Below are 25,971 nucleotides of genomic sequence, written 5' to 3'. Positions count from 1 at the left end.
ATGGTGCAACCGTTTTATTTATAATGATTATTAAATAAGGGTATAACTGTTTAATACAGGGCAGGCGTGCGGGTACTTAATTATGGTCGAGGATCAGCAGCCTAGAACTAGAGGAGGCGGTGGAACCATGCTGGACATTAAAGAGGATGCCGGTGGCGTATCCATAAAAATACGGGTGCAGCCCCGGGCCGCTAAAAACCAGGTGTCCGGTGTTATGGAGGGTGCCCTGAAAGTGCGGCTCACCGCTCCGCCGGTGGATGGCGCGGCTAACAAGGCCTGCTGTGCGTTTGTCGCCGAACTGCTGGGAGTGGCCAAGGGGCGTGTGGCCATTAGCCAGGGGCATACCGGGCGCAATAAAACGGTGCGGGTTGAAGGACTGACCGCCGGGCAGGTGCTGGAAAAGCTCAATTATTGACTCGGCGGGTGTTATTATATATAATAATGTAGTTATTATTCGACGATATAAAAGTGCCGGTGATCGGGACGAGTAAACGGTACGGCTGCCCAGAGAGCCCGGGTTAAGGTGAGAGCCGGGCGCAGTGCAAACCGCTTGAAAATCACCCGTGAGGCGACGGCTGAAATCCTACAGGGAGATTAAGCCCGTCCGGCAGCCACCGTTAACGGCTATGCAAGTGGGACCGGTCTCTTAAACCAAAGCAATGGTTAGGCTAAGCATTAGCACCGGTCCAATCAGGGTGGTACCACGGAAAACATCCGTCCCTTGGAGGGGCGGTTTTTTTATTTGTCAAATCATCACAATTGAGGTGTCATTATGGATTACGGAAAAACACTTAATTTACCTAAGACTGATTTTCCCATGCGGGGTAATTTACCCCAGCGGGAGCCGGAAATTATGCAGTTCTGGGAGCAAAACGATATTTACCGCCAGGTACAGCGGCACAACAGCGGGAAGCCTAAGTTTATACTGCATGACGGCCCCCCCTATGCTAACGGTCACATTCACCTGGGGCATACGCTTAACAAAGTACTCAAGGACATTGTGGTTAAGTTTCATTCTATGGTGGGCTATGATGCTCCCTATGTGCCGGGCTGGGATACCCACGGTCTGCCCATTGAGCAGCAGGCTATTAAAAACCTGGGTCTGAACCGCCATGCTGTGGACACTGTGGAGTTTCGGCGGAAATGCAAGGAATACGCCTTGAAATTTGTAGATATCCAGCGGGAGGAATTTAAACGCCTGGGCGTGCGGGGGGACTGGGAGCACCCATATGTGACCTTGATGCCGCACTTTGAGGCCCGGCAAATTGGTGTGTTTGGGGAAATGGCCAAGCGGGGCTACATTTACAAAGGCTTAAAGCCGGTGTACTGGTGCGCCACCTGTGAAACTGCACTGGCCGAGGCTGAGGTGGAATACGCCGATAAGAAGTCTCCCTCTATTTATGTTAAGTTTCCGGTGCGAGACGGCAAGGGAATTTTACCGGAGGAGAATACCTACGTGGTTATCTGGACCACCACCCCCTGGACACTGATTGCCAACCTGGCTATCACCCTACACCCGGAATTCGATTACATTCTTATGGAGTTGGACGGTCAAAATATGCTCATGGCTAAAGAGCTTAAGGAAGCATTTTTGCATGAAACCGGTCTGCCCGAGGGTAGTATTATCAGCCAGTACAAGGGTAGTGAGCTGGAAGGCATTGTATGTAGTCATCCCTTCGTTGACCGCAACTCAGTACTTATACTGGGCGACCATGTTACCCTGGAAGCGGGCACGGGTTGCGTGCACACTGCGCCGGGGCATGGCCATGAAGACTATCTGGTAGGTTTAAAATATAATCTGCCCATCCTTTCACCCGTGGACGGTCGAGGCCGGTTTACTGATGAGGCCGGTCAATTTGCTGGCCAACTGTACCACGAAGCCAACGATGGTATACTGGACACTCTGAGGGAAACAGGAGCATTAATCAAGTCCGACAAGATCAGTCACCAGTACCCGCACTGCTGGCGCTGTAAAAAACCGGTATTTTTCCGGGCTACCGAGCAGTGGTTTGCCTCCATTGACGGCTTCCGCCAGGCTGCCCTGGATGAAATAGATAAAGTTCGCTGGATACCCGGTTGGGGTAGAGACAGGATTCATAACATGGTAGCCAACCGTGGCGACTGGTGTATTTCCCGACAGCGTACCTGGGGAGTGCCCATTCCAATATTTTATTGCAAGTCCTGTAATAAGGAAATTATTAATGACGAAACCATCAGCAATTTACAAAAGCTGATCCGGGAACACGGCTCGGATGTTTGGTTTGCCCGGGATGCGGCGGAGCTGGTACCGGCGGGACTAACCTGCCCGGCCTGCGGGTCTAAGGAGTTTACCAAAGAAACCGATATTATGGATGTGTGGTTTGACAGTGGTTCCAGCCACCTGGCAGTGCTGGACGAACCGGACGTTTGGCCCGACCTCACCTGGCCGGCGGATTTATACCTGGAGGGTAGTGACCAGCATCGTGGCTGGTTTAACTCCTCCCTGAGCACATCGGTGGCAGTAACGGGCCAGGCTCCTTACCGGGCGGTACTCACCCACGGCTTCCTGGTGGATGAAAACGGGCGTAAAATGAGCAAATCACTGGGCAATGTGGTGGATCCGTTAAAAGTAATTAAACAAATGGGTGCCGATATACTGCGCCTGTGGGTTTCCTCGGCGGACTACCGGGGTGATTTGGCGGTGTCTCAAAACATTCTCAAACAATTAACTGAGGCTTACCGTAAAATAAGGAATACCTGCCGGTTTATGCTGGGTAATCTCTACGACTTTACGCCCGAACAAGACAGCGTGCCCTACGAAAAAATGCCGGAGCTGGACCGCTACGCCATGCTGAAACTGCACCGGCTGATTGAGCGGGTGCTGGAGGCGTATCGCAATTATGAATTCCACGTGGTCTACCACGCCATCCACCATTTTTGCACGGTGGATATGAGTAACCAGTACCTGGATATTATCAAAGACCGGCTGTACTGTGAAAAGGCTGATGCAGAGCTGCGCCGCTCGGCCCAAACCGTGATGTACCAGGCGCTGCACGCGCTGGTGCGCTTGCTGGCACCAATACTGGCCTTCACCACTGAAGAAATGTGGCGTTATGTGCCCAAAACAGTGGATGCGCCGGCAAGTGTTCAGCTTACCGACATGCCCGAGCCGGATGACCGTTATGTAGATGCGGCCCTGGAAGAAAAATGGGGCCGGCTGATGAAAATACGCGGCCTGGTTACCCGGGCGCTGGAAAAAGCCCGCCAGGAAAAGGTCATCGGTAACTCCCTGGAAGCCAGGGTACACCTGTACGCTGATGACCAAATGACCGACCTTATTAAGCCGTACTACCAGGATCTGGCCGTGCTGTTCATCGTATCCGGAGTTACTATGCATGCATTGGCCGAAAAAACTGCCGCTGCAATGGAGGTTGATGAAATACCCGGCCTGGCCGTAGGTGTATCTCGGGCTGCCGGTGTCAAATGCTCTCGCTGTTGGATGTATCACGAGGATGTGGGTCAAAATACCACGCATCCTGAAACCTGCCCCCGCTGCGCCACAGTGCTGGAACAAACAGGTGGTGCTGGGTGTTAATTAAAGCAGAGCATAAAATAAAGTAATAAATGAGCACACAATAAGCCGGGCGTAAGGGATAAACCCAAAAGTTATTCCTTAATCGCCCGGTTTATATTTATATTGTTTTAATTGCCACCGATGGTTGAATTACTGTCTAGTTGCGCCTGGTTGTGGTTTAGCATTTCAGAGACAGGCACCGGCTCGAGGCCGCGCTCCCGGAGTTTTTGGATTATATCGGGCAGGGCCTTAAGCGTGTTCGGGTGACCTTCGTGCATTACAATGATGGAGCCTGGTTTGACCTGCTCCAGTATACTAGCTACAATTTTTTCCGGAGGAGGGTCCTCCCAGTCCCGGGGGTCGACATCCCATATGATTACCTTAAAGCTCAGTTGCTCTGCGACCGTCAGCAGAGTATCGCTGCGTCTGCCGTATGGGGGGCGAAACAGGCTCAATGACCGGCCAACATCGGCCTGTACCTGGTTGGCAACACTGAGCAGATCTTTAGCGATAGTATCTGCTGTTGTTTGATCGAGCCGGTCGTGTTGCCAGGAATGGCTGCCGATTTCACTGCCTTGTTCCACTACCTGTCGGGCCAGTTCAGGATAGTATTTAATACGTTGACCGATCATGAAAAAAGTAGCCCGGACATTAAGCTTGTCCAACACAGCCAGATATTGCTCAGTCATTTGGGGAACAGGTCCGTCATCAAAGGTAATGCCCACCATGTTATGGATACCCTCCACTCGCTTAATCAACTGGTTGGTTGAGTCTGGGATTGGTTCTGCTGATGCAGGCGGTGATGGGGTTAATCCTTCATTGGAACCGGTTACTTCTTCCGGACTTGTTTGGTCGACCTGTTGGGGCTCATCTTCGGTAGCAGCCGCACTCTGCCCGGTGGTGGGTAACTGTATTGATGCGTCGTTTTTGTCAATGGGTTGTGGTTGTGGTTTGTTGGGTTCATTTTTCACCTGGTCAATTGCAGCGGTGGCTTCATGCGGCGTATCGGACCGCTGGCTTACTTTCGAACCGGTTTCATCGTCGGCCAAGCTGGATGGAGCATTGGCATGAATGGGGTAAAAACAAAAAAAACAAAAACAAATACCAAGTAACAATATTACCCCGGCCGTAATGCGTAAAGATAAGGATGGCATGATCTTACTTCCTTCCCCGGAAAATTTGTCCACTCTATATAAATATTAGACGAATTTTTATATAATTTGTTGCATAAAATCATTTGGTAATTTAAACAATAAAAAACCCCCGGCGGTAATAACCGCCGGGGGGGGAAAGCTCGTAATATCTTATAGTTACTTAGGCATTGGATGTTGGACTGTAACTCATTCGCCTGTTGAAATAAAAAAACATTCCTACTCCTACATTTGGGATTGGATCCAGTTCCAAACCATAGGCAGGGTGATAAGCTCCAGGTGATTGATTGGCATTTCTACTTTATCCAGTAATCGTGCCCCTCTTTGGGTTAAAGCAGCTGTATTGAGAGCACTATCAACAAAAATAATCCCATCGGATGGGCCGGATATAACGTCGAATAGCGTAATGTTACTCTTATTTCCGGCCAGGACGGCTATTTCTACGCTTTTATCAATGCCCGTGTCTTCTAACTGCTCTATTAAGAATCCTCCTTGGGCAATAGCCTCATCTATACCAAATGAGTGACTTAATACTCCTTCCCCTCCATAATAAGTAGTCCACCAGTCCGGTTGTAAAATTTCCAGGGGATATTTTGTGTCCCAGCGATAAAGTAACTGACATTGTCCCGGGAAAGTTCCCTTTTTATAAATTGAATAACAATTGGTATCTATAACCTGCCCCAAATAAAGCATCCTGTCCCAGGAAATGGCTCCGTTGGCCTTGGTGGTATAAATAAGATAATTTACTAATGGCTTACGGAAAGAGTAATCCAAACCCAGGTTGGGAACACCCAGCATGATGAGGCGTCTTACATCGCCACGATAAGGCGTACCCCATTGTTTTTTTACATTGGACAAGTACATGCGGGCGGGAATTCCCCCTTTACTATGTGCCACTATATCTACTTGAGGTTGACATGTTATATTTTTTATTTGTTGTATGGCCTCTGCCAGTTGCTCTGCTTGAATATAGTTGTCACCGTGAGGATGGGAAAAGGTGATGGCAAATACAGGGTAGTTGTTAGCAACCAGAAAATGCATAAGGCCGGGGCCGCCGCTCAGGAAAGGGTCCGCCCAGATATTGGCATTGTGTCCGGCACCGTGCACCAATAAAACTGGAGTGCACCGGCTTTTTAAATTATTCTCCTTGGCTTGATGCAGCAAAAATAAATTTGCCGGGGGGCGAGGCCCCCCGAAAGCTTGCACTATGTCCGGATCCAGGTGTTCATTATAATCGCAAAATGGTTCATCCATGATCCCAGGCTTGGTAATGCTAAAGCAGGTAATAACTTTCCAGTAGTCGGAAGATTTCAAGAAAGGATTTCTAAAGAACGGGTTGGTAGGAAACCGGAAAAATTCCGATCCCGGGTTTTGGAACTGATCGGATTCTTTTAATAATTGTCTTAAAAACAATTCAAAGACATTATGCGATGTCACCACCGGACCTCTTTTCTAACCATTCTTTTATGGCCGGATATACTTTCTTCACCGCCTGACTGCCAAAAACCAGCCCCCCGTGTCCCACAGGAAACTCAAGGTATGTTTTATCCTGACTGGAAACATGATCTAAAAGGGCTCTCGCCTGTTCAGGCAGTACTATATGGTCTGACGTTCCCCCCAGGATTAAAATAGAACTATTTATGTTCGCAAGATCCACTATTCGTCCACGTAACTCAAATTCCTTTTTAACCAGCTTATTAGTTTTATATAAACCCAACCATTGCCTGTAGGCTTCACCGGCGAACGGAAGCGGATCGTTGATCCATTTGTTAAGGAGCATCCAGGAATGAGGGGATAGATCATCGTGAAGCATTTTCCAAAGCCGGGAATAGGTGCCCCAATAATTGTTTACAGGATTTAGCATAAATACACTGGTATTAATAAAACTTTTTGGTACAATTCCAAAAGTGTCAACTATTTTGTCGACATTATATTCCTCTTGTTTGATATAGACACTGGAAAGCCCGGCTTCTTCGAAATCTATGGGAGTAGCAATAAACAACATGTTTTTTATTCGAGGCTGGGGGTGTAGGGCAGTATACATACTGGCTATGGTACCGCCCATGCAGTAACCCAATATGGTAATTTCGTTGCTGCACGATGTCTGTACAATTTTGGCTACGGCTTTGGGAATATAGTCTAGAACTAGCTCATTAAATGACAGATCCTGATCTTCCAAATCCGGAGTGCCCCAATCAATCATGAAAACATCAAAGCCGTTATCTACTAAGTATTTTACCAGGCTGGTTTCAGGCGCAATATCCAGGATATATGGTTTATTAATCAGGGCATAGATTATTAATATCGGAATCCTGTGTATTTTAGGAGTTGTTGTTTGGTAGTGATAAAGTTGAGCCTTATTTTTTCTCCATATAATATCTTTGGGAGTAAGACCTACTTGAGGGCTGGGAGTGGACTTTATAATTTCAAACCATTTTTGGGTGGTTTCCGTAGCCTTTTCCCAGCCTTGTTGAAATTGTTTTGCCATTTGTTCTGAGGGATTGCTAAAATATGATGACATTTTCGTAACTACCTCCTCGTATAACGTCTATATGGGGGGACATTCCTCGAAGAGGTGTGTCCGCTTTCCACTAACAATAAACCTGAGTATGTTTTTATTTCAGGAAGTTTTAGGCGGCATGACCAGAGCTTCACCGTCCAATACCAATTCATTACGCTGATTAAAACAACAAGTTTTTAATTTAACCCTATTTTTTTCTGGGAAAATTTCTAAAACTTTAATTTCTGCTCTTATGGTATCCTGAATCTTAACCGGTTTTAAGAAATTTATCTGTTGCTGGAGGTAAATGGTACCCGACCCGGGAAGTTTTGTACCAATAACAGTGGAAATATACCCAGCCGTTAACATACCATGTGCAATTCGTCCCTTAAATATAGTTTTTTCCGCTTCCTGTTGATTAACATGGATTTCGCTGAAATCCCCGGTTATGCCGGCATACATATATATATCACTTTCGGAGATGGTTTTAGAAAAATAGGCTTTATCACCGATTTGAATTTCGTTTATGGTTTTACCCTGCATTTATCTTCCTCCGCTCAGTCTTGTTTGGATTATTGTTCTTGAGAAAAATCATTTACTTTTTCTTCAGCCAATGTAGCCCCGCCCTTTAGTTTTTTTCCCGGCTTACCCTGGGTACGATTGGTAGAATCATTTTGAACTACCGATAATCCATCCATTTTTTCAGTTAGTCCACTTAACTTTTGGTTTATAGATTCTATAGCTTCTCTGATTTGTTCCAGCTCTAGTTCTTTAACCGTATTACGATCTTGTTTTAGTTCTAAGTTATCGACCAATAAAGCAAGGTTACTTACTAATCTAGTCATATTTTTTTCTATATTTGATTCCAAATCATCAACTTTATCTTCCACTCCGATAACTAATTTGGCCACCCGGGCTATATCTTTTTTGGAGGGGACTGGAGCTGCCTCAAAATATTGGTCCATTCCTTTACGAAAAATTTTTTCATAATCAAGATAAAGATTCATAAACTGCACCAAACTTTTAGAGGCACTATCAGTGGATATTATTGAGTTTACCGTTTTACTCCAGCTCTTTTCAGTGAGGTAATACATTTGCTTCCATATTTCTAGCGGGTTTGGAAACTCGCTTTGCCCATTATACGTGTGCTGATTTATTTTCCCGTTGGTATTGCCCACATTTTTCACTCCCTATATTGCATTTGTATAAAACCTCTGCCGGAGTGATATTAAGGCCGGACGAGGTGATTCTTGTTGCTAAATTGACAGGTTAAATGGTAAGATATCTGAATAATTGGTTAAATGATCAGAATATAAGCGTGTAAGTAATTTTGTGAATATTAAGCTATTGCTTAAATTCCTTAATACCTTCGATCTTTTTTTCTAATTCATCTAATTTTTTTGAAATATGATTAGGTTTGAAGTATTCCACAAATAAGCTATCCGAAAATACTGAATTAATCCCCTCTTCTACAATTTCCTTGATTTTTTGTTGATTGTTTCTTGTCTGGGTTAAAATTTCTTTCATTATCTTAGTTGCTTCATCACGGTTAATTTTTCTTTGTTCAATATAAGTCTGTGCCATTTTTTCTGCTTGCTCCTGAGTCCAGGAAAAGTTACTTAATGTAGCAAAAATTAAATCCCATAGCTTATCATAAGTATACGAAGACATTTCCATCATTGTTGCAATGTTTTTATTTATTGGCAAAATCTCGCTCCTCCTTGATTTCTTAAGTGATTTTTGTTTAAATAGATAATTTAAAAATTATGCTATTAATAAAAAATGGTATCTTATCCATTTAACCTGCACTTATTAAAGACAAAAACCATTATAGCACATAAAAGTTAAAATTTGTATATTAATTTATTGTATTATTTGTTGCCTTTTTAAAATTTAATAAATCATAATAGTAATGAAATTATGTTTATAATTAAGATTTGGCTAACAAGGCCCATTAACTAAACTATGCAAATTAATTATTTTAATGATGAATTTTTTCTCTCTAAGAATAAGTGTGAATTATTTTATAATATTAAGTTACTAGATTGTGAATTAATAAACATATGAAAGTATAAAATAAAGATTTAAAATTAAACAACTTTAAAATAAATACCGTATAAATCGGCAAGAGTATAGGAACTGCCGGGAAATGTTTATTTTCTTTTAAAAGTCCGACAAGCCATAATTAGTTGATGACAGTGGTTGCAAGTTGTGGTAGAATAATTTCGATAGCTAAAGAGTTGGCTGTGAAAACAGTCTTAGCTGAGAGTTGACAATTTTATAGCGGAGGTGAGTTGAGAAGAGATGAGCCCAGGAAGAGTACGGCTGAGCTGAGTTAACCGTGTCTTAAACCAGGCTTTAGAAGTCTGGTTTTTTATTTTTGAGATGAGGAGAGATGAGAATGAATAATCCAGTCGTTGAGCAAGTTACCTCTACGGGAATGACCCGGTCAAAAGAAATTGCCGTAGTTGCCTTTTTAATTGCCATTGGTGCAGTTTTACGTATGTTTTCCCCTGCTATTTTAGGTATTACCCCTAATTTTATTATAGCCATGTATTGCATTTCCATTTTGCTGCTTCGTCCCAAGCTGGGGGCTGCTTTGGGTATCGGTATTGTTGCGGGAGCAATCAGTATGATTTTTTCTAAATCCCCGATTCCTTATCTTAACTTGTTTAGTGAACCGGCAGGAGCACTTATGTGTGCCCTGCTAACCTACTACTTACCGGAATTCTCGATTAAAAAATATTCATTTAAGCCCTGTTTAGCAACGTTTTTGGGCACCCTTGTAAGTGGCGGTTTATATATCATATTAAACTTTCAACTGGCCCTTCACCTACCGCCGGCTGCTATGAAAGCTGCCTTTATCGGTGTAGTCATTCCCGTGGCTCTGATAAATATGGTCATGGCCCAGGCCTTATATGCACCAATAAGAAAGTACCTCTTTCGATAATAAGCACGGGAGGAAGTACAATGACAGCAGCAGAGACCATCATTCAGTTTGAACAATTTACGTACTGTTACCCAAATTCCCAGCATAGCGCATTAAACAACGTAGAGTTGAAAATCAAAAAAGGTTCTTTTGTTGGTTTTACCGGTCCTGCAGGAGCTGGTAAAACCACCTTGTTAAAATCGATAAATGGAATTATCCCCTATTTTGAAGGGGGTGCAGTAGGTGGAAGTGTTTACATTAAAGGTAGACCTGTTCGAGACATGTCCTTACCCCAAATTAGTAGAGTGGTGGGGACAGTATTGGATGATCCGGAAGCCCAGGTTATTTGTCTGGATGTAGAGCAGGAATTGGCTTTTGGTATGGAAAACTTCGGAATTGATCCATCGGAAATGGAGCAGCGGATGGTGACTGCCTTATCCAGTGTAGGTATCGCTCACCTGCGGGGTAGATCCACCCATTCTCTTTCCGGAGGCGAAAAACAACGGCTTGCCATTGCAGCAGCTCTGGTTATACAACCAGAGATTCTAATTTTGGATGAACCAACCTCGGAACTGGATCCTCTAGGTAGTGAGGAAGTATTCAAGGTTTTGAGGCGACTAAATATAGAACAGGGAATTACTGTTCTGGTAACAGAGCAAAAAACGGATTTACTGGCCTCTTGCTGTCATAGATTGGTGGTGCTAAATCAAGGCAGTATACTTTTGGATGGTTCTCCCGGCGAAGTCTTTAAGGATAAAAACATTCTCCAACTTGGGGTCGCCATACCACAGGTAACGGAATTAGCGCATCAATTTGATAATTTGGATATAGATATGCCCATAACTTTGGAGGAGGGGGTTCAATATTGCCAGACCCTCCTAAATCAGCGGAGGTAAATTATGAAACCTATTCTTGAAATCAAGGGACTTTCATACCGATATGAAGGTGGCCAAAGAGCCTTGCGGGATATTGACTTAAATATTTACCCCGGAGAAATCGTTGCGCTGGTGGGGCAAAACGGTGCAGGTAAAACGACCTTGGCTAAACATATCATTGGAATTCTTAAACCCCCGCCCGATCAGGTGATTGTTTGTGGAAATGACGTAGCAGCCACTCCGGTTTCAAAAATGGCGAAACAGGTTGGTTTCGTTTTCCAGAACCCGGATCACCAAATTTTTCATCAAACAGTAAATCAAGAGGTTGCCTTTGGGTTAAGGAATCTTGGTTTGCCAGAGGATGAAATGAAGCAACGGGTAACCACTGCCCTCAAGGAAGTTGGGCTGGAATTGCTGGCAGGCCAATATCCGTTAAGTTTAAGCAGGGGCCAGCGGCAGAGATTGGCATTGGCCTGTGTATTAGCTATGAAACCGGAAGTCATTGTTTTAGATGAACCGACCACAGGGCAAGACCAGTGGGAGAAAATACAGATTATGAATTTAGTTGCAGATTTAAATAAACGAGGACATACGGTAATTTTTATCACCCACGATATGTCTTTAGTAGCAAGGTATGCTAAAAGGGTGGTTGTTCTTTGTCAGGGGGAAATTATTCTGGATAATTCCACACAAGATGCATTGGCTAAACCGGAACAGTTGGCCAAGTCATTTCTCAAACCGCCTCAAATAACTTTACTATCGAATCGATTAAATGAAACATTAAACAGACCTGGTGCAACAACTGTATTAACAGTAGAAGAAATGTACTCCAACTTACAAGCAATGATGGAGGGCGGGGCGTGATGGCACGAGTTACAGAGTATATTGACTGTAATTCTTTTATTCACAGATTAAATCCATTAAGTAAGTTGTTTTGGGCACTGGGGGTCATGATTCTTGCCTTATCATTTAATAATGTGTTTTATTTATTAGCTCTTTTAGTATTGGTTATTTTGACTGGTCTTATGGCAAGGGTATTATTAAATCTAGCCTTTGTATTAAAAGGCTTATTAATTTTTGCAAGTATACTAGTCCTCTTACAAATTTTTTTCCTTCAGGGAAATATGGTTTTATTTTATCTTTTACCTGATCAGCATCTCCCGGTCACCAAGGAGGCTTTACTGTTAGGACTAGCCATGGGTTTAAGAATGATTACCGTGGTATTGAGTTTTCTGATCTTCTTGTCGACCACCCAGTTTAAGGACATCCTATTGGTTCTTACAGAGAAGCTTCGCTTGCCTTATGATTATGTGTTTATGTTCATGACAGCCCTGCGTTTTGTGCCTACCTTTCTTGACGAAGCAGTTCAAGTGCGATATGCTCAGCAAGTGCGGGGTTGTCCTGTTGATAGTGGGAATCCGTGGCAGAAGCTAAAGGCATATCAGGCGGTTGCTTTGCCCCTGGTTTTAGTTTCGCTTAAAAAGGCGGAGAGATTGGCAATTGCCATGGAAACAAGGGGCTTTGGCTGTGGCAAGCGCACGTACTATCAAGAGCCGGTTCTAACCAAACTGGATACTCTTGTTATGGTTATGGTCATTGCTACTGTGATACTTGCTATTACTTTCCGCTTGCAAGGATATGGGATTGTTCATTATTAATGGAGGTCTTTTTATATGAAGAAATTGTTAATGGGAAACGAAGCCATTGCCTACGGAGCAATGGAAGCAGGAGTTCAGGTGGTTACCGGGTATCCCGGTACCCCTTCATCCGAGGTTTTAATGACGCTTGCTCAAATGGCCAAAGAGAAGGGCATTTATGCAGAATGGTCAGTTAACGAGAAAGTAGCACTGGAAGTAGCTGCGGGAGCAGCTTACTCCGGGGCCAGAGCAATGGTTACGATGAAACAGGTGGGACTGAATGTAGCATCAGATCCCCTGATGACATTGGCCTATATTGGAGTTAAGGGGGGGCTGGTATTGGTAGTGGCCGATGACCCTGGTCCCCATAGTTCCCAAAATGAGCAAGATACCCGTTTTTTTGCCCGGTTTGCCAAGCTTCCCGTATTGGATCCCTCCGATCCACGGGAGGCAAAAGAAATGGTCAAAGCAGCCTTTGAGCTTTCCGAACAACTTGGTTTACCGGTTATTTTACGACCAACTACTCGAACCTGTCATGGTTGTCAGGAAGTAGAAGTGACAGAAGAGATTTCTCGATCCATAATACCCATTGGCTTTGAAAAAAATCCCAAATGGGTTATTGTCCCAAACCTGGCTGCCAAACAACATATATGGCTAAACCAGCAGCAAGAGGTAATGAGGAAGATTTTTGAGGACAGCTCCTTTAATACGATTATTCCGGGGTCTGGCAGTCTGGGGATTATAACTGGTGGAGTTTCCTACCGATACGTCAGAGAAGCCCTTGAAGCATTGGGCCTCGAATTACCAGTGTGTAAAATTGGTACACCTCACCCAATGCCTACCAATAAAGTATTAGAGTTTATAGAACCACTGGATCAGGTTCTGGTTATTGAGGAGCAAGAACCTGTACTGGAAGATCAAATTATTAAACTTATCTTGCAGCAAAACAAGTTTCCTCATGTAAGGGGGAAACACGACCGTTTGGTGCCGAGAGAAGGGGAACTGAATGTTAATAAGGTAGTGGCCATTTTGTCACAGGTTCTGGAAATAAGTACTGCTCAGACCAAAGAAGCCGGTTCCTTACAGCTACCCATTCGGCCACCTGTGTTATGTGCCGGCTGTCCCCATAGAGCATCCTTTTATGCCTTTAAACAAGCTGCAGATAAAGAAGCTATCTTTACAGGGGATATCGGGTGTTACACGCTGGGTAACATGGCGCCGTTAGATGCGGTGGATACTTGCCTTTGTATGGGAGCCGGCATCTCTTTGGGTGCAGGTTTACAACGGGCGGAAAAACAGCGTGAAGTCATTGCTTTTATAGGGGATTCTACATTCTTTCATTCGGGTATTACAGGCCTAATCAATGCTGTACATAACAATTCCAATATAACAGTGGTGGTACTGGATAACCGGACTACTGCGATGACAGGCCACCAAAGTCACCCCGGACTTAATCGAACTGCCACAGGGGATTCTACAATAGCGTTAAATATTGTAGAACTGGCAAAGGCTTGTGGGGTTCGGTATATTAAGGAAGTAGATCCCTATGATTATGTGGCTGCCGTGGAAGTTGCCCGGGAAGCTTTGAAATTTGAAGGGGTCTCAGTAGTTGTCATGAAAAGGGAATGCATTGCTCTAATAAAAGGTAACCGGAAATCAATGGTTATCGATGAAGAGAAATGCATTGGTTGTGGCTTTTGTGTGGAAGAGCTGGGGTGCCCGGCCATTTCCCGTAGAGGAGAGACGCCGGTTATTGAGGAAACCTGCAATGGCTGCAATCTTTGCGGCCAGATATGTCCGGCAGAAGCTATTGTAGAGCGGGGTGTAGTTCGATGAGATGTGATATCGTTATAGCTGGAGTCGGTGGTCAGGGCAATGTGCTGGCTTCCCGAATATTGGCCAGGGCGGCAATGGAATATGAACTACCGGTTCAAACATCCGAGGCTATTGGCATGGCGCAAAGAGAAGGAGTGGTCATGAGTCATGTTCGGATGGGGGCGGGTAACTATGGTTCCCTCATACCAAATGGCGGAGCCGATGTGCTCCTGGGCTTTGAGCTGGCGGAAACCATTCGTGGACTTGATAAAATAAAAAATGATGGAGTGGTTATCGCTAATTCTTATACGATCTACCCGGTCTCTGTTTCTTTGGGAATTTCACAGTATGATCCGGTAGGACTGGTCGATTATTTAAAAAAGAACACCCAATCTTTATACTTATTCGATGCTACTGCTTTAGCCAGTCAGGCTGGTACTGTTAAAGCAACAAATATTGTTATGCTGGGGGCTTTAGAAGCACTAAAATTACTGCCATACGGTGGGGATCACCTTAAAGAAGTTATGTTGAACATGATTCCCCAAAAACTACATGAAATAAATCTCAAGGCCTTTGAGTTAGGTCAGCAAGCTGTAGGGGGTGCCTAAGGATGTCTACCGTACTGAACCTGGAGGAAATTTACTTTAACTATGACCAGCTTTTTGAGGCTCAGGCAAAGCAGTTACGCAAAATGGTGCAGCGGATCTACAAATGCTCGCCTTTTTATCGCCATAAGTTGGATGAAGCAGGTATAAAGCCGGAGCAAATTCAAACCATTCAAGATTTGAATAAGGTACCCTTTACTACCAAGGCGGAATTAAGAATGGGTTATCCCCTTGGACTTCAGGCAGTTCCCGAAGAGCAAGTGGTACGGATTCATTCATCCTCCGGCACAACAGGTAAACCAATTATTGTACCCTATACTGTGGAGGATGTTAATACCTGGGCAGAAATGATGGCTCGTTGCTTTTCCTATGCAGGTGTTTCAAATAGGGATCGAGTACAAGTAACTCCGGGGTATGGGCTGTGGACTGCGGGAATTGGGTTCCAAGCTGGAGTGGAAAAATTAGGGGCAATGGCCATTCCTACAGGACCGGGCAATACTGAAAAGCAACTTGAGATGATGGAGGATTTACAAACCACCGTATTTGCTTCGACATCTTCCTATGGGTTACTTCTGGCGGAAGAAATTAATAAACATGGTATCAAAAATAAGCTGGCCCTGCGTAAAGGAATTATTGGTAGTGAACGCTGGGGAGATAAAATGCGTAAATATATAGAAGATATTTTAGGAATTGAAACCTATGATATCTATGGATTAACGGAGATTTACGGTCCAGGAATTGCTATTGATTGTAAAAACCATGACGGTTTACACTATTGGTCAGATCATTTGTTGTTTGAAATTATTGACCCTGCAACCGGTGAACAACTTCCCCCCGGCCAACAAGGGGAACTGGTGATTACTACATTAACCAAGGAAGGGATGCCTTTATTACGGTATCGCACCCATGATATTACCAGACTTCGTCTAAAGTATTGCTCCTGCGGATCTCCCTTTCCCATGATTGACCGGGTACTTGGTAGAACTGATGATATGATCAAAATAAAAGGGGTGAACATCTACCCTGGCCAAATTGATCATGTTTTAAAGATTACAGAGGGAGCAGCAAGTGAATATCAGATTATTCTTACCCGTGTAAATGGTAGGGATCGTATTTTAATAAAGGTGGAAAAACAAGAGGGCTGTGAACCGTTAAAGATACAGGAAGAATGCTCTAAAAATATAAAATCCCGCATTGGTATCAAATGTGATGTAGAGGTTGTAGACTATGGCAGCTTGCCAAGATCTGAAAAGAAAAGTAAACGTGTCTTTGATTTAAGGGAATAGTGAGCCTATTGTAAGTGAAGAAGTCTTTGAAAAGGCTACATTCTATTGAGCAGAAGCGCAATAGGTTGATTGATATGCGTTTGGAAGAAACAATAGACAAAGCAGCTTACGAGAAAAAGTACGGAGAATTCGAATTAATATTAGGTGATCTTCTTAGCGAAAAAGAGCGGTTGCAGCAATCCTCTCAAGAAGAAATTGACCTGGCAAAGCGGATAGAACACTTCCGCAAGGTGCTTGAGAAGAATGAAGTTTTAACGGCTTTCGACCGATGTGTGTTTGAAAGTATTGTGGAAAAGGTTATTATCGGAGAAGTAGATGAGGATGGGAATAATAATCCATATAAGCTGACTTTCGTATATAAGACCGGATATTTTAATGCTGTGCAAAGCAAAATGCATAAGCAGATTAAAAAAAAGAGACGGCAAAATGATGTGGTAGATTTGCCTTCCTTTACCTCGGCCGACACATGTTGAGAGTATAGTTCTGATGACGAATAGTGGTTTGAGGGGCAAATAAGGCAGGTCAACCACTATATGTAGTGGTTTTGGAGCAAAAAAAGGGCAAAAATTGGGCTCGAAAAGTGCATTTTTTGGCCCTGTTTTTTGGGGCGTTTTATAGATGACATTAGGGTTTTTTGAAGATGACATCCAAAATACATTAATTTCATAGATGATAGCTAAAGGCATCGGATCTAAAATTTTGATGCCTTTACTTTTATATTCAACACAATTTAACAAAGCTGCTGTCAGGAAGAACCACAAGAGGCTATGTTTTCTTTTTTGCGAAACATGAGTGGCAGAAACGAGAGGGAATTCGTCTTTTGAAGCAGATGTGGTTTCCATAAAAATTACATGGTGCAAAATCGGAAGATATGCCGAAAAAAATAGAGTAAACTGAACATATAAGAACAGAGGAGGTTAACCTTATGCAAAACACAGTCATTTTCCAGACCCTCTTGGGTCCGGTTGGAATATCAGAGCAAGACGGAGCTATTACGGAGCTTTTCTTTGCAAAGGATGCACAGGACAGTGTTGGTGGTCAGGCAACGCCCTTATTGAAAGAAGCCGAAAAGCAGCTTTTAGGATATCTGGCGGGAACCCGCAAAATGTTTGACTTGCCGCTTGCTGCCGAAGGAACGGAGTTCCAGAAAACAGTTTGGGAAGCTTTGCGCAGTATTCCGTATGGAGAAACCCGCAGCTATAAACAGGTTGCGGAAATAATCGGTCAGCCGGATGCTTCCCGCGCGGTGGGTATGGCCAACAACAAAAACCCGATCCTTATTCTGACTCCCTGCCACCGTGTACTCGGCTCGGATGGTAAATTAGTGGGGTATGCGGCCGGTCTGGATATAAAGAAAGAACTGTTGAAATTGGAAAAAAGTCATGTCAGCCGTTAAAACCAAGTTTTTTGATTACGGCAGGAAAGAAACGGAATACCTCGCCGTGGCAGATCCGATACTTGGCGAAGCGATGGCACGGCTTGGACGAGTGGAACGTGAGGTGATTCCCGACCTGTTTGCAGCGCTGGTATATGCCATCATTGGACAACTGGTCTCCGTCCACTCCGCAAAAACTGTATGGGAACGAATACAGGAAAGCATTGGTGAAATCACCCCGGAAAATCTGTCCGGTTTTACCCCAGACGACGTCCGGCAATGTGGCATGACCATGAAAAAAGCTGTCTGTATCTGCGATCTGTCAAAAGAGATCGTGCAGGGAAACCTTTGTCTGAATAATCTACGGGAGCTTCCCGACAGTGAGATCATCCGCCACTTGACAGCCATCCGCGGAATCGGGCGCTGGACTGCAGAGATGCTACTCATCAACTGTATGGAGCGTCCCGATATAGTCAGTTGGGAAGACATTGCAATTCGTCGTGGAATGGAAAAGCTCTACGGCATTCCAAAGCTGACAAAGAAGCAATTCGAATCATATAAAAAGCGATATTCGCCCTATGGCTCGGTAGCTTCCATTTATTTATGGAAGCTTTCCTTTTTATAGGGCCTGATGGGAGTATGAGAAAATGGAGCTGCAAAAGCAGTACACCCTGACCGGTGCGGACGGCAAGCCCTATTTCAGTAAACAGAAGGGTAAGTTTGGCGGGCACCGAAAAAACAAAATTTACGGCCGGATGGATTGCCCGGCCGCCCTGCACGCAATTGCAAAAGGGCAGTATGTGAAATACCGCGTGTTTTTTGCGGATGAGGAAACAGCAATTGCTGCCGGATACCGCCCCTGTGCGGTGTGCATACTCAAAAAATATGCCGTCTGGAAAAAAGAACATAAGAAAGGAGCTGCAAATACATGATTCTTAACATCAGCGGACGAACCGACATCGTCAATCACTACTCAGGCTGGCTTTTCAGGCGGTTTGAGGAAGGTTATGCCCTCTCGCGGAACTCCCTGTTTCCAAACTCGGTCCGGCGCTACGAGCTGACGCCGGACAAAATCGACTGCATTATCTTTGGTTCGAAAAATTATGCGCCCGTTCTTGGTCGTATCCATGAGATCACCGAGCGGTTCCACACCTATTTCTACTACACCATCACCGCCTACGGCAAGGATGTTAAAACAGCTACAAAATAACTAGATATAACTATATATAAGATAATAAAATCATTGACGCCAAACATACATTCTACTATAATAATAACAGGAGATGGTGTCAATGGAAAAACTATTAACTTCCCATCAAGTAGCAAAATTATTAAACGTTTGGCCTGAAACGCTACGACGATGGGAAAAAGAAGGGAAATTAAAACCATTACGTACACCCGGCGGTCACAGAAGATACAAGGAATCTCAGATTAAAAAACTACTTGGAGAAGACCAAGGTATAAACAGCACAAGTAAAAAATGCATCATCTATGCCAGAGTATCCACAGCTAAACAAGCCGATGCCGGTAATCTGCAACGCCAAAAAGAGCGGCTTACAACTTATGCCGTAGAAAAGGGTTACCAAGTGACCTCAATCTACACGGAAATAGCATCCGGGCTTAACGAAAACCGCCGGGAATTAACAAAGCTACTTAAAGAAGCGCATAAAGGCAATATAGACATCATTATCATTGAATACAAAGATCGCCTGGCCAGGTTTGGCTATAAATATCTGGAACAATACTTCTTGTCACACAAAGTAGCTATAGAAGTTATAGAAACAAACGAAGAAAAATCACCCCGGGAGGAACTAGTTAACGACATGATAGCCATAGTCACCAGCTTTTCTGCCAGAATATATGGCAAACGTGGCGGAAGAGTAGCAAAAAAGCTAATGGAAACAATTAGGCAGGAGGTGACTACCGGTGAAAACGACAGCAATGGGCATAATCCTGGAACTAACCCCTGAACAAAAAGATTACATTGATAACCTCATGGAACGCTACTGTGCCGCCGTGCGCTGGTCATTTAAAAGACTATTGGAAGGCTGGAAAACTCAGGCCATAAGAATTGCCGTCCAGGGGAGATTTAACCTCAACTCCCGACAAGCCAACGACGCAGTATACGACGCCCAAAGCACCATCAAAAGCCAGCATGAACTTGTCAAACTACACTACGAGAACACCAAAGCAAAGGTCGAGTTTACCGAAAAGCGTATAACTAAAGCCAAATCGCCCGAAAAGATCACAAAGTTACAAAAGCGGCTGGACAAAGAACAGCGTAAGCTAGCCAAATGGCATTATTACCATGAAACCAACACCTTTCCACCGGTGGTTTTTGGAGGTAACAAACTCTTTCAAGAACGCTGCAAAGGCAATATCACCAAGGAAACATGGCGGGAAGCAAGAACCAGTCGCTATTTATCTCGGGGCGATAAAACCAAAGGCGGCAACCTAAATACCCGCCTATGCCAAATAGATAACCAAATCTACCTTGACATAGCCGCAGATCCGGTTCAGACAGGAAAATCAATAAGATATAACCGCATCACCGTACCTATCTACCTGGCCCGGAAGCCCTCTAAAAAAACCGGCAAGATAAACGGAATTAACTACCGGCAAATGATACTGGACTACCTGAAAACAGGCGATGCCTACCAGGTAGAAATCCTCCGCCAGGGCGGTAAATATTACATCCACGTTAGCATTGAAGAAGAAACCCCGGTACCACTTAAGCCCTACGGTGCCATAGGCATAGACACCAACCCGGACGGACTGGGAATAGCCATAGTAGACTACCTGGGACAATATCGGGGCAGCCGGTGGTTGGGTGAAGGTGAGTGGACATACGCCAGTAGTACCCGAAGAACCAACCTTATCGGAGAAAAAGCCAAACAAGTAGTCACCCTGGCCAAAGAAACAGGCTACGCCCTGGCAGTGGAAGATTTACAATTTAAAAACGACAAATCCGTAACCGCCAAGTTTAACCGCATGGCCCACGGGTTTGTCTGGTCTAAGTTTCTGGAACACATTGATAGGTGCGCCGCCCGGGAAGGGGTGCCAGTAATAAAGGTAAAACCGGCCTTCACATCAGTTACAGGTATCCTAAAGTACCAGCACATGTACGGTATATCCAGTCATGAATCGGCGGGTTATGTGATAGCAAGACGGTCTTTAGGCTTTAACGATGATAAAGTACCTAAGCTATTACTGGACAAACTGGTTAAGAAGAAACCTGCATTTAAGCAAATGACAGGTTGGAAGAAGTGGTCGGCAGTTAAAAAAGCTGTACTAGCCAGAATTAAAAAACTAACAAAAAGGAAGGTGAAAAGCCTGGCTTCTTGGCAGGTTCACCGTAAAAACGTGTTAGGTATAGGTTAACACCTTTGCTATAAATTTTGAGGGTGGCACGGTACACGTTGCGAAAGGCCGTTGCCACAAGTGAGCACCCAGGCGGAGGTAACACCTTCTCCGGGCAGTACGCACTCTTTAGGAAGCGGCGGGGTAACCCACCCGGAACATGGGCGAGAGTCTATGGCCTAGCAGTTGAATCCTGTGACACTGCCTTCCGCCTGTGGCCCTTGTGGCTATTAGTCGGCGGAAGAGAAACCTTAATAAATCTGGATTATTTTATATAAATCAGGTATGTATAGGTTTCAGAAACCAGGTTTAAATGGTATTTATGCATATGTAACGAAAGATGCACTTGGAATTAGTATGCCGGTAGCCCATGTGGCAGGAGACCATGCCGAGTTTGAAATTGATATTAGTAATTTGAGAGGGTTTAATATTTTGAACTGGAACTAGTTTTGTCAACCTATTGATAGAACAGAAATGGGATGATGATGATTAACCATGCACTCCTGTTTATGGTCGGTGGATAAATCTTGTATTTGTCGAGAACGTAATTACTTTAGTGTAAATGGTTATAACTACCAATAAAGGAGATGACCATTTATGCAAGCCATGCAAGACAAAACGATCAAGGAATTAGCAAAGGATTGCCGCACCGTAGAAGACGTACATGAGATGCTCAAGAATCTATTCAAGGACACCTTGCAGCAGATATTCGAGGCTGAAATTGAAGAGCACCTCGGGTATAAAAAACACAGCATTGAAGGCAATAATACTGGCAACAGTCGCAACGGTTACAATAAGAAAACTATCCAGACTAAGTTCGGCAAGACAGAAGTGGAAATCCCACGGGATCGTAATGGTGAATTTGAACCAAGGCTTATCGGTAAATATGAAAAGACATCCAACCAGCTTGAAGACCAAATTATAGCCATGTACGCCAAGGGTATGTCTACACGTGATATTGAGGACCACATGAGGGATATCTACGGTATCGACGTATCCCCTACCATGGTCAGCAAGATAACAGACAAAATACTACCACTGATTGCAGAGTGGCAGTCCCGGACACTTGACCGTATATACCCTATTGTTTTCCTTGATGCTATCCATTTCAAGGTACGTAAAGATAACCGGATAATAAACAAGGCGGCCTACAGTGTGTTGGCCCTAAATATGGCAGGCCAAAAAGAAATACTTGGCATCTGGATTGGGGAAAATGAAAGTGCCAGCTTTTGGCTTGGTGTATGTAATGACCTCAAAAACAGGGGGGTGCAAGATATCCTGATTACCTGTAAAGACGGGCTTTCCGGGTTTTCTGAGGCCATAAACACTGTTTTCCCCCATACCGAAATTCAGCTTTGCATAATCCATCAAATCCGTAATTCCCTGAAGTATGTGCCATACAAAGAACAAAAGGAGTTGATGGCTGATCTTAAGCAAGTGTACCAGGCATTAACCCTGGAAGAGGCTGAGTTAGCCTTTGAAATATTCAAAGAAAACTGGGGTAAAAGACATCCCATTATAATTCGTTCCTGGGAAAAGAATTGGCTTGAGTTAACAGCTTATTTTAAATACCCATATGAAATCCGTAAAATGATTTATACTACTAATATCATCGAGGGTTACCACCGGCAACTACGGAAAGTAACCAAAACTAAAACTGCCTATCCAACAGACGATGCACTGAAGAAAATTATTTACCTGGCCACCGTTGAAGCAGCAAAAAAATGGACTATGCCAGTTAAAGATTGGAAAAATTGCATCTCCCAATTTGTCATATACTTTGGTGATAGGATAGAATCAGAGATGGCCATATAAAAGTTAGCCGGCCAACAAACCGACCGGTAGCCCTTGACATGGAGCCTCTGGGCCTGTGTTTCTGGGAGCCCACCGGGGAGTCCACGCTACGCTTTGGTCTCCCGCCGCAACAGGCTAACACAGGCCCCTCTCCATATAAAGGGCTACCTAGTTGATTCTAACTAAGATAGTTTTGTGTTAAGAGGAAAAACCATTTACACGTAATATTTCACATTCCCTATTTGTCAGCGACTTTGCATATGGCCTCAATCATTTTCGCTTTTACTAATCCAATCTTTCAGCAAGCTCACAGGCCAATGGTAAAAGATCAATAAATCCCGTGCTTATGAAATAGTATTCGAGATTATCTTTTCTTCCTTGCAACTCGGACATAGCATAAGCATAGATATCTTTTTATCTTTACTTGATATTTATCAGGTTCAACGGCCCGGAATCAACATTGATTTACCCAATGGCATTTTTCTATTAATTGGTTTGGTAACAACCGTCCTTAACCTGTTTATGGTGTATAACCTATGTAACGGTATTATGGAGATGGCCAGAGTTCAAGGTAATTTTATGCTTGTTGAAAACGCTTTGACCAGGTGGAAGTACTATCTTTGGGCCAACATATTGTTTATGCTTTCGTTCCTTGCTGTAGTGATACCGTTCGTCTGTCGTTATCCTGTGTGTGGTTTTGGAAAAAATTAAAAAATAAAAAGTTCCCTGCACTTGCACTTGCAGGTGCAGGGAATTAACATTTATAGCGGGAGCAGTGGTAATTTTAATAATTTCGAGAGTGAGGTCACTTATACAAAGCTTTAAAAACTTTTTCTTCAGTCACTGGTATTTCCTTAAAGCGGATACCGATTGCGTCGTAAATGGCATTGGTAATGGCCGGGGCGGTGGGTACCAGGCTGGTTTCACCCACTCCTTTTGCGCCGTAGGGTCCGCTGGGGTCATGCGGCTCTACAAGAATTACCTTAATTTCCGGAATATCTTCAGCGGTGGGAAGCATATATTTATGGATACCATCATGTAATTGTTTACCCTTGTCGTTATAACGAATCTCTTCGCTCAGGGCGTACCCCATACCCTGGACCAGACCTCCCTCCAGTTGCCCTTCTACGATAACAGGATGTATGGCCTTCCCAACGTCGTGTGCTGCTACCAGTTTAATTACCCGGACTTGACCTGTTTCAGTATCGACTTCTACTTCAGCAAAGTGCGCTTCCCACGGGGGGGCGTTGGACGGAACAACTTTGCCTACTCCTAGAAACTGTTTATTATGCAGGTGAGCGTATTCAGTTAACTCGGCCAGGGATATTCTTGCCTCGTTGCCGCTATAAATCACCCCATCTTTAATGTCAAGGTATTCCATACGCTCTTTTAAATAATCTGCTGCGTATTCCAGTACCTGGGAGCGAGCATCCTGTGCGGCAAGATAGACAGCTTGCCCGGCGGTGTAGCATGAACGACTGGCGTGGCTGCCGATTTCAAAGGGTGTTGATTCGGTGTCTGCAAGGGTTACCGATACTTTGCTCATATCATATACACCAACGGTTTCCGCTGCAATCTGAGCAAGACTTGTTTTGGTCCCGGTTCCCATATCCACCACACCTGATGCAACCTTAATAGTTCCATCGCTCTTTATGGTTACCAGGGCGTTGGAGAAATCAACACAGAAGGGCCAGGAGTTGCTTACGTGTGTACCCACACCCATACCTATTCCTCTGCGGATTTTATCTCCGGGCTTGTTTAGTTTTCCTCTGTTATTCCAGCCTATTTCCCGGGCGCCCTTTTCAATGCATTCGGGTAATCCGCTGCTTTTGCATGGGTAAGGCAATACCCATTTATCTCCGGGCTTGATTATATTTTTAAGCCGTAATTCTTTTGCATCCATACCCAGACGTTCGGCGGCCATGTCAACCACGGATTCTATGGGGAACATTGCCTGGGGGTTGCCGAAACCGCGCATAGCTCCGGCTGGAGTGCAGTTTGTGTAGGTACTGTGGCCGTGGTAGACCTGATGAGGTATTCTGTAAACTGAGAGTCCCATTGCTCCAAGTACGCCGGCAGCCTCTACGCCAAAGCTGCAATACGCTCCGGTGTTAAGATTTGCTTTTAATTCTAAAGCGTGGAAAACGCCGTCATTTTTTAACCCCAGTTTTACTGTAACGTAACCGCCATGTCTGGTATCAGAGGCGATAAAGTCTTCTTTGCGGTCGTAAACTACTTTTACGGGTTTTCCTGTTTTCATGGCCAGTTCTGTCGCAATAGCTTCAGCCTTACCGCTAAGGCCGATACGAACTCCGAAACCGCCCCCTAGGTATGGAGGATTTAATACTCGCACTTTGCTTACCGGCAGTTGAAAAATGTGTGCCAGTATTTGGGCGGATGGGTGCGGAGTTTGGGTAGTGGAGTAAACGGTAATACTGCCGTCAATAGACACTTGTGCTACGGCTGCTTGAGTTTCCATTTGAACCTGTTTAACAATGGGCAGCTTAAATTCTTCTTCAAAAATCAGATCACTTTCATTAAAACCCTGCTCCAGATTGCCCATTTCCAGGTGAATTATTTCTCCCGGTATATTCTTACCGGCCGGACAGTCGCTGTGGATCTCAAGAGCGTCTGAGGTCATGGCTTGTTTAGCATCGTACACTGCAGACAGTGGTTCGTATTCCACTTCGATTAATTCAAGGGCTTGGACAGCTATTTTTTCATTGACAGCAGCCACTGCAGCCACTTCGTCCCCGACATACCGCACTACATTGTCAAAAATGTACTGGTCCAAAACCGGTTTCATGGGCGGAACAGTTGTCGTCATGGTGGCTGAAGTATTGAATATTACCCTGGTAGAATTTTTATAGCATAAAACGGCTTCTACCCCCGGCAACTGTTCAGCTTTGGTAGTATCAATTTTTTTTATTCTGGCATGGGGGTATGGACTCCGAAGCACTTTACCGAACAGCATGCCAGGCAAGTAAATGTCAGTCGTAAAAGTTCCCGTTCCAGCTGATTTTTCCCAGGCATCAAGCCGGCGGATGCTTTTTCCTATAACTTTGTATTCTTTCATATCGTTATCCCCTCC

The 25,971-nt window shown here is 44.3% G+C and carries 24 protein-coding genes and 1 other annotated feature; of the genes, 17 read left to right on the top strand and 7 right to left on the bottom strand.

The genetic code is table 11. The annotated features are described in order from the left end of the window. Positions 1-127 precede the first annotated feature (127 nt). On the top strand, positions 128-415 hold the full coding sequence (locus tag DESGI_RS17175) for a DUF167 domain-containing protein (protein WP_006520329.1): 288 nt from the start codon (positions 128-130) through the stop codon (positions 413-415). 50 nt (positions 416-465) lie between these two features. Beyond that, positions 466-725, top strand: a binding site (T-box leader). 47 nt (positions 726-772) lie between these two features. Continuing rightward, on the top strand, positions 773-3,574 hold the full coding sequence (ileS, locus tag DESGI_RS17170; RefSeq protein ID WP_006520328.1) for an isoleucine--tRNA ligase: 2,802 nt from the start codon (positions 773-775) through the stop codon (positions 3,572-3,574). 107 nt (positions 3,575-3,681) lie between these two features. On the opposite strand, the gene DESGI_RS23295 is transcribed toward ileS, so the two are convergent. From DESGI_RS23295 to DESGI_RS17140, 6 genes are all read right to left on the bottom strand, one after another. Further along, the gene (locus DESGI_RS23295) at positions 3,682-4,707 is read right to left on the bottom strand and encodes a polysaccharide deacetylase family protein (RefSeq protein WP_006520327.1); all 1,026 of its coding nucleotides are present in this window, start codon (positions 4,705-4,707) and stop codon (positions 3,682-3,684) included. A gap of 222 nt (positions 4,708-4,929) precedes the next feature. Continuing rightward, positions 4,930-6,141, bottom strand: a complete 1,212-nt coding sequence (locus tag DESGI_RS17160; RefSeq protein ID WP_006520326.1) for an esterase/lipase family protein — start codon at positions 6,139-6,141, stop codon at positions 4,930-4,932. Further along, the gene (locus DESGI_RS17155; protein ID WP_006520325.1) at positions 6,128-7,225 is read right to left on the bottom strand and encodes a PHA/PHB synthase family protein; all 1,098 of its coding nucleotides are present in this window, start codon (positions 7,223-7,225) and stop codon (positions 6,128-6,130) included. Before DESGI_RS17155 ends, DESGI_RS17160 begins: the two co-directional genes overlap by 14 nt. Positions 7,226-7,324: 99 nt before the next feature. Next, positions 7,325-7,747 carry a MaoC family dehydratase gene (locus tag DESGI_RS17150; protein WP_006520324.1) on the bottom strand — a complete coding sequence of 141 codons (423 nt, stop codon included), beginning with the start codon at positions 7,745-7,747 and terminating at the stop codon, positions 7,325-7,327. A 29-nt stretch (positions 7,748-7,776) separates the two neighbouring features. Then, the gene (locus DESGI_RS17145; RefSeq protein ID WP_006520323.1) at positions 7,777-8,382 is read right to left on the bottom strand and encodes a hypothetical protein; all 606 of its coding nucleotides are present in this window, start codon (positions 8,380-8,382) and stop codon (positions 7,777-7,779) included. Between the two features lie 166 nt (positions 8,383-8,548). Further along, positions 8,549-8,911: a phasin family protein gene (locus tag DESGI_RS17140; protein ID WP_006520322.1), complete on the bottom strand. Its 363-nt coding sequence runs from the start codon at positions 8,909-8,911 to the stop codon at positions 8,549-8,551. Positions 8,912-9,605: 694 nt separating this feature from the next. On the opposite strand from DESGI_RS17140, the gene DESGI_RS17135 reads away from it, so the two are divergent. The 15 genes from DESGI_RS17135 (at position 9,606) to DESGI_RS17065 (ending at position 22,901) form a co-directional block, all read left to right on the top strand. Beyond that, positions 9,606-10,154, top strand: coding sequence for a tryptophan transporter (locus DESGI_RS17135; protein ID WP_006520321.1), 549 nt, complete (start codon positions 9,606-9,608; stop codon positions 10,152-10,154). Between the two features lie 20 nt (positions 10,155-10,174). Further along, complete coding sequence (locus DESGI_RS17130; protein ID WP_006520320.1) at positions 10,175-11,029, top strand: energy-coupling factor ABC transporter ATP-binding protein; 855 nt, start codon at positions 10,175-10,177, stop codon at positions 11,027-11,029. A 3-nt stretch (positions 11,030-11,032) separates the two neighbouring features. Next, positions 11,033-11,872, top strand: a complete 840-nt coding sequence (locus tag DESGI_RS17125) for an energy-coupling factor ABC transporter ATP-binding protein (protein WP_006520319.1) — start codon at positions 11,033-11,035, stop codon at positions 11,870-11,872. After that, on the top strand, positions 11,872-12,666 hold the full coding sequence (locus DESGI_RS17120) for an energy-coupling factor transporter transmembrane component T family protein (RefSeq protein ID WP_006520318.1): 795 nt from the start codon (positions 11,872-11,874) through the stop codon (positions 12,664-12,666). Before DESGI_RS17125 ends, DESGI_RS17120 begins: the two co-directional genes overlap by 1 nt. Before the next feature lie 15 nt (positions 12,667-12,681). After that, the gene (iorA, locus tag DESGI_RS17115) at positions 12,682-14,481 is read left to right on the top strand and encodes an indolepyruvate ferredoxin oxidoreductase subunit alpha (protein ID WP_006520317.1); all 1,800 of its coding nucleotides are present in this window, start codon (positions 12,682-12,684) and stop codon (positions 14,479-14,481) included. Further along, on the top strand, positions 14,478-15,068 hold the full coding sequence (locus tag DESGI_RS17110) for an indolepyruvate oxidoreductase subunit beta (protein WP_006520316.1): 591 nt from the start codon (positions 14,478-14,480) through the stop codon (positions 15,066-15,068). Before iorA ends, DESGI_RS17110 begins: the two co-directional genes overlap by 4 nt. 2 nt (positions 15,069-15,070) lie before the next feature. Beyond that, positions 15,071-16,351 carry a phenylacetate--CoA ligase family protein gene (locus DESGI_RS17105; protein WP_006520315.1) on the top strand — a complete coding sequence of 427 codons (1,281 nt, stop codon included), beginning with the start codon at positions 15,071-15,073 and terminating at the stop codon, positions 16,349-16,351. A gap of 26 nt (positions 16,352-16,377) precedes the next feature. Further along, the gene (locus tag DESGI_RS17100; RefSeq protein WP_207638337.1) at positions 16,378-16,824 is read left to right on the top strand and encodes a hypothetical protein; all 447 of its coding nucleotides are present in this window, start codon (positions 16,378-16,380) and stop codon (positions 16,822-16,824) included. A gap of 452 nt (positions 16,825-17,276) precedes the next feature. Then, positions 17,277-17,747, top strand: coding sequence for a methylated-DNA--[protein]-cysteine S-methyltransferase (locus tag DESGI_RS17095; RefSeq protein ID WP_006520313.1), 471 nt, complete (start codon positions 17,277-17,279; stop codon positions 17,745-17,747). Beyond that, the gene (locus DESGI_RS17090; RefSeq protein WP_006520312.1) at positions 17,734-18,351 is read left to right on the top strand and encodes a DNA-3-methyladenine glycosylase family protein; all 618 of its coding nucleotides are present in this window, start codon (positions 17,734-17,736) and stop codon (positions 18,349-18,351) included. The genes DESGI_RS17095 and DESGI_RS17090 overlap by 14 nt, the downstream gene beginning before the upstream one ends. A 22-nt stretch (positions 18,352-18,373) precedes the next feature. Beyond that, the gene (locus DESGI_RS17085; RefSeq protein ID WP_006520311.1) at positions 18,374-18,658 is read left to right on the top strand and encodes an Ada metal-binding domain-containing protein; all 285 of its coding nucleotides are present in this window, start codon (positions 18,374-18,376) and stop codon (positions 18,656-18,658) included. After that, entirely contained in the window at positions 18,655-18,936 is a 282-nt protein-coding gene (locus DESGI_RS17080; RefSeq protein WP_006520310.1) for a DUF1848 family protein, read from the top strand. Before DESGI_RS17085 ends, DESGI_RS17080 begins: the two co-directional genes overlap by 4 nt. 82 nt (positions 18,937-19,018) lie before the next feature. After that, positions 19,019-19,696, top strand: coding sequence for an IS607 family transposase (locus DESGI_RS17075; RefSeq protein ID WP_006520309.1), 678 nt, complete (start codon positions 19,019-19,021; stop codon positions 19,694-19,696). Further along, entirely contained in the window at positions 19,653-21,107 is a 1,455-nt protein-coding gene (locus DESGI_RS17070; protein WP_006520308.1) for an IS200/IS605 family accessory protein TnpB-related protein, read from the top strand. The genes DESGI_RS17075 and DESGI_RS17070 overlap by 44 nt, the downstream gene beginning before the upstream one ends. A gap of 576 nt (positions 21,108-21,683) precedes the next feature. Then, a complete protein-coding gene (locus DESGI_RS17065; RefSeq protein ID WP_015617949.1) occupies positions 21,684-22,901 on the top strand; it encodes an IS256-like element ISDgi1 family transposase in 1,218 nt (405 codons plus the stop codon). Positions 22,902-23,685: 784 nt separating this feature from the next. On the opposite strand, the gene DESGI_RS17055 is transcribed toward DESGI_RS17065, so the two are convergent. Next, entirely contained in the window at positions 23,686-25,956 is a 2,271-nt protein-coding gene (locus tag DESGI_RS17055) for a xanthine dehydrogenase family protein molybdopterin-binding subunit (protein WP_006520306.1), read from the bottom strand. Positions 25,957-25,971: the final 15 nt, after the last annotated feature.

It is taken from the genome of Desulfoscipio gibsoniae DSM 7213, from assembly GCF_000233715.2.
Taxonomy (GTDB): domain Bacteria; phylum Bacillota; class Desulfotomaculia; order Desulfotomaculales; family Desulfallaceae; genus Sporotomaculum; species Sporotomaculum gibsoniae.
The sequence above is the reverse complement of the archived record's forward strand: the minus strand, read 5'-3'. Positions and strand labels throughout refer to the sequence as shown.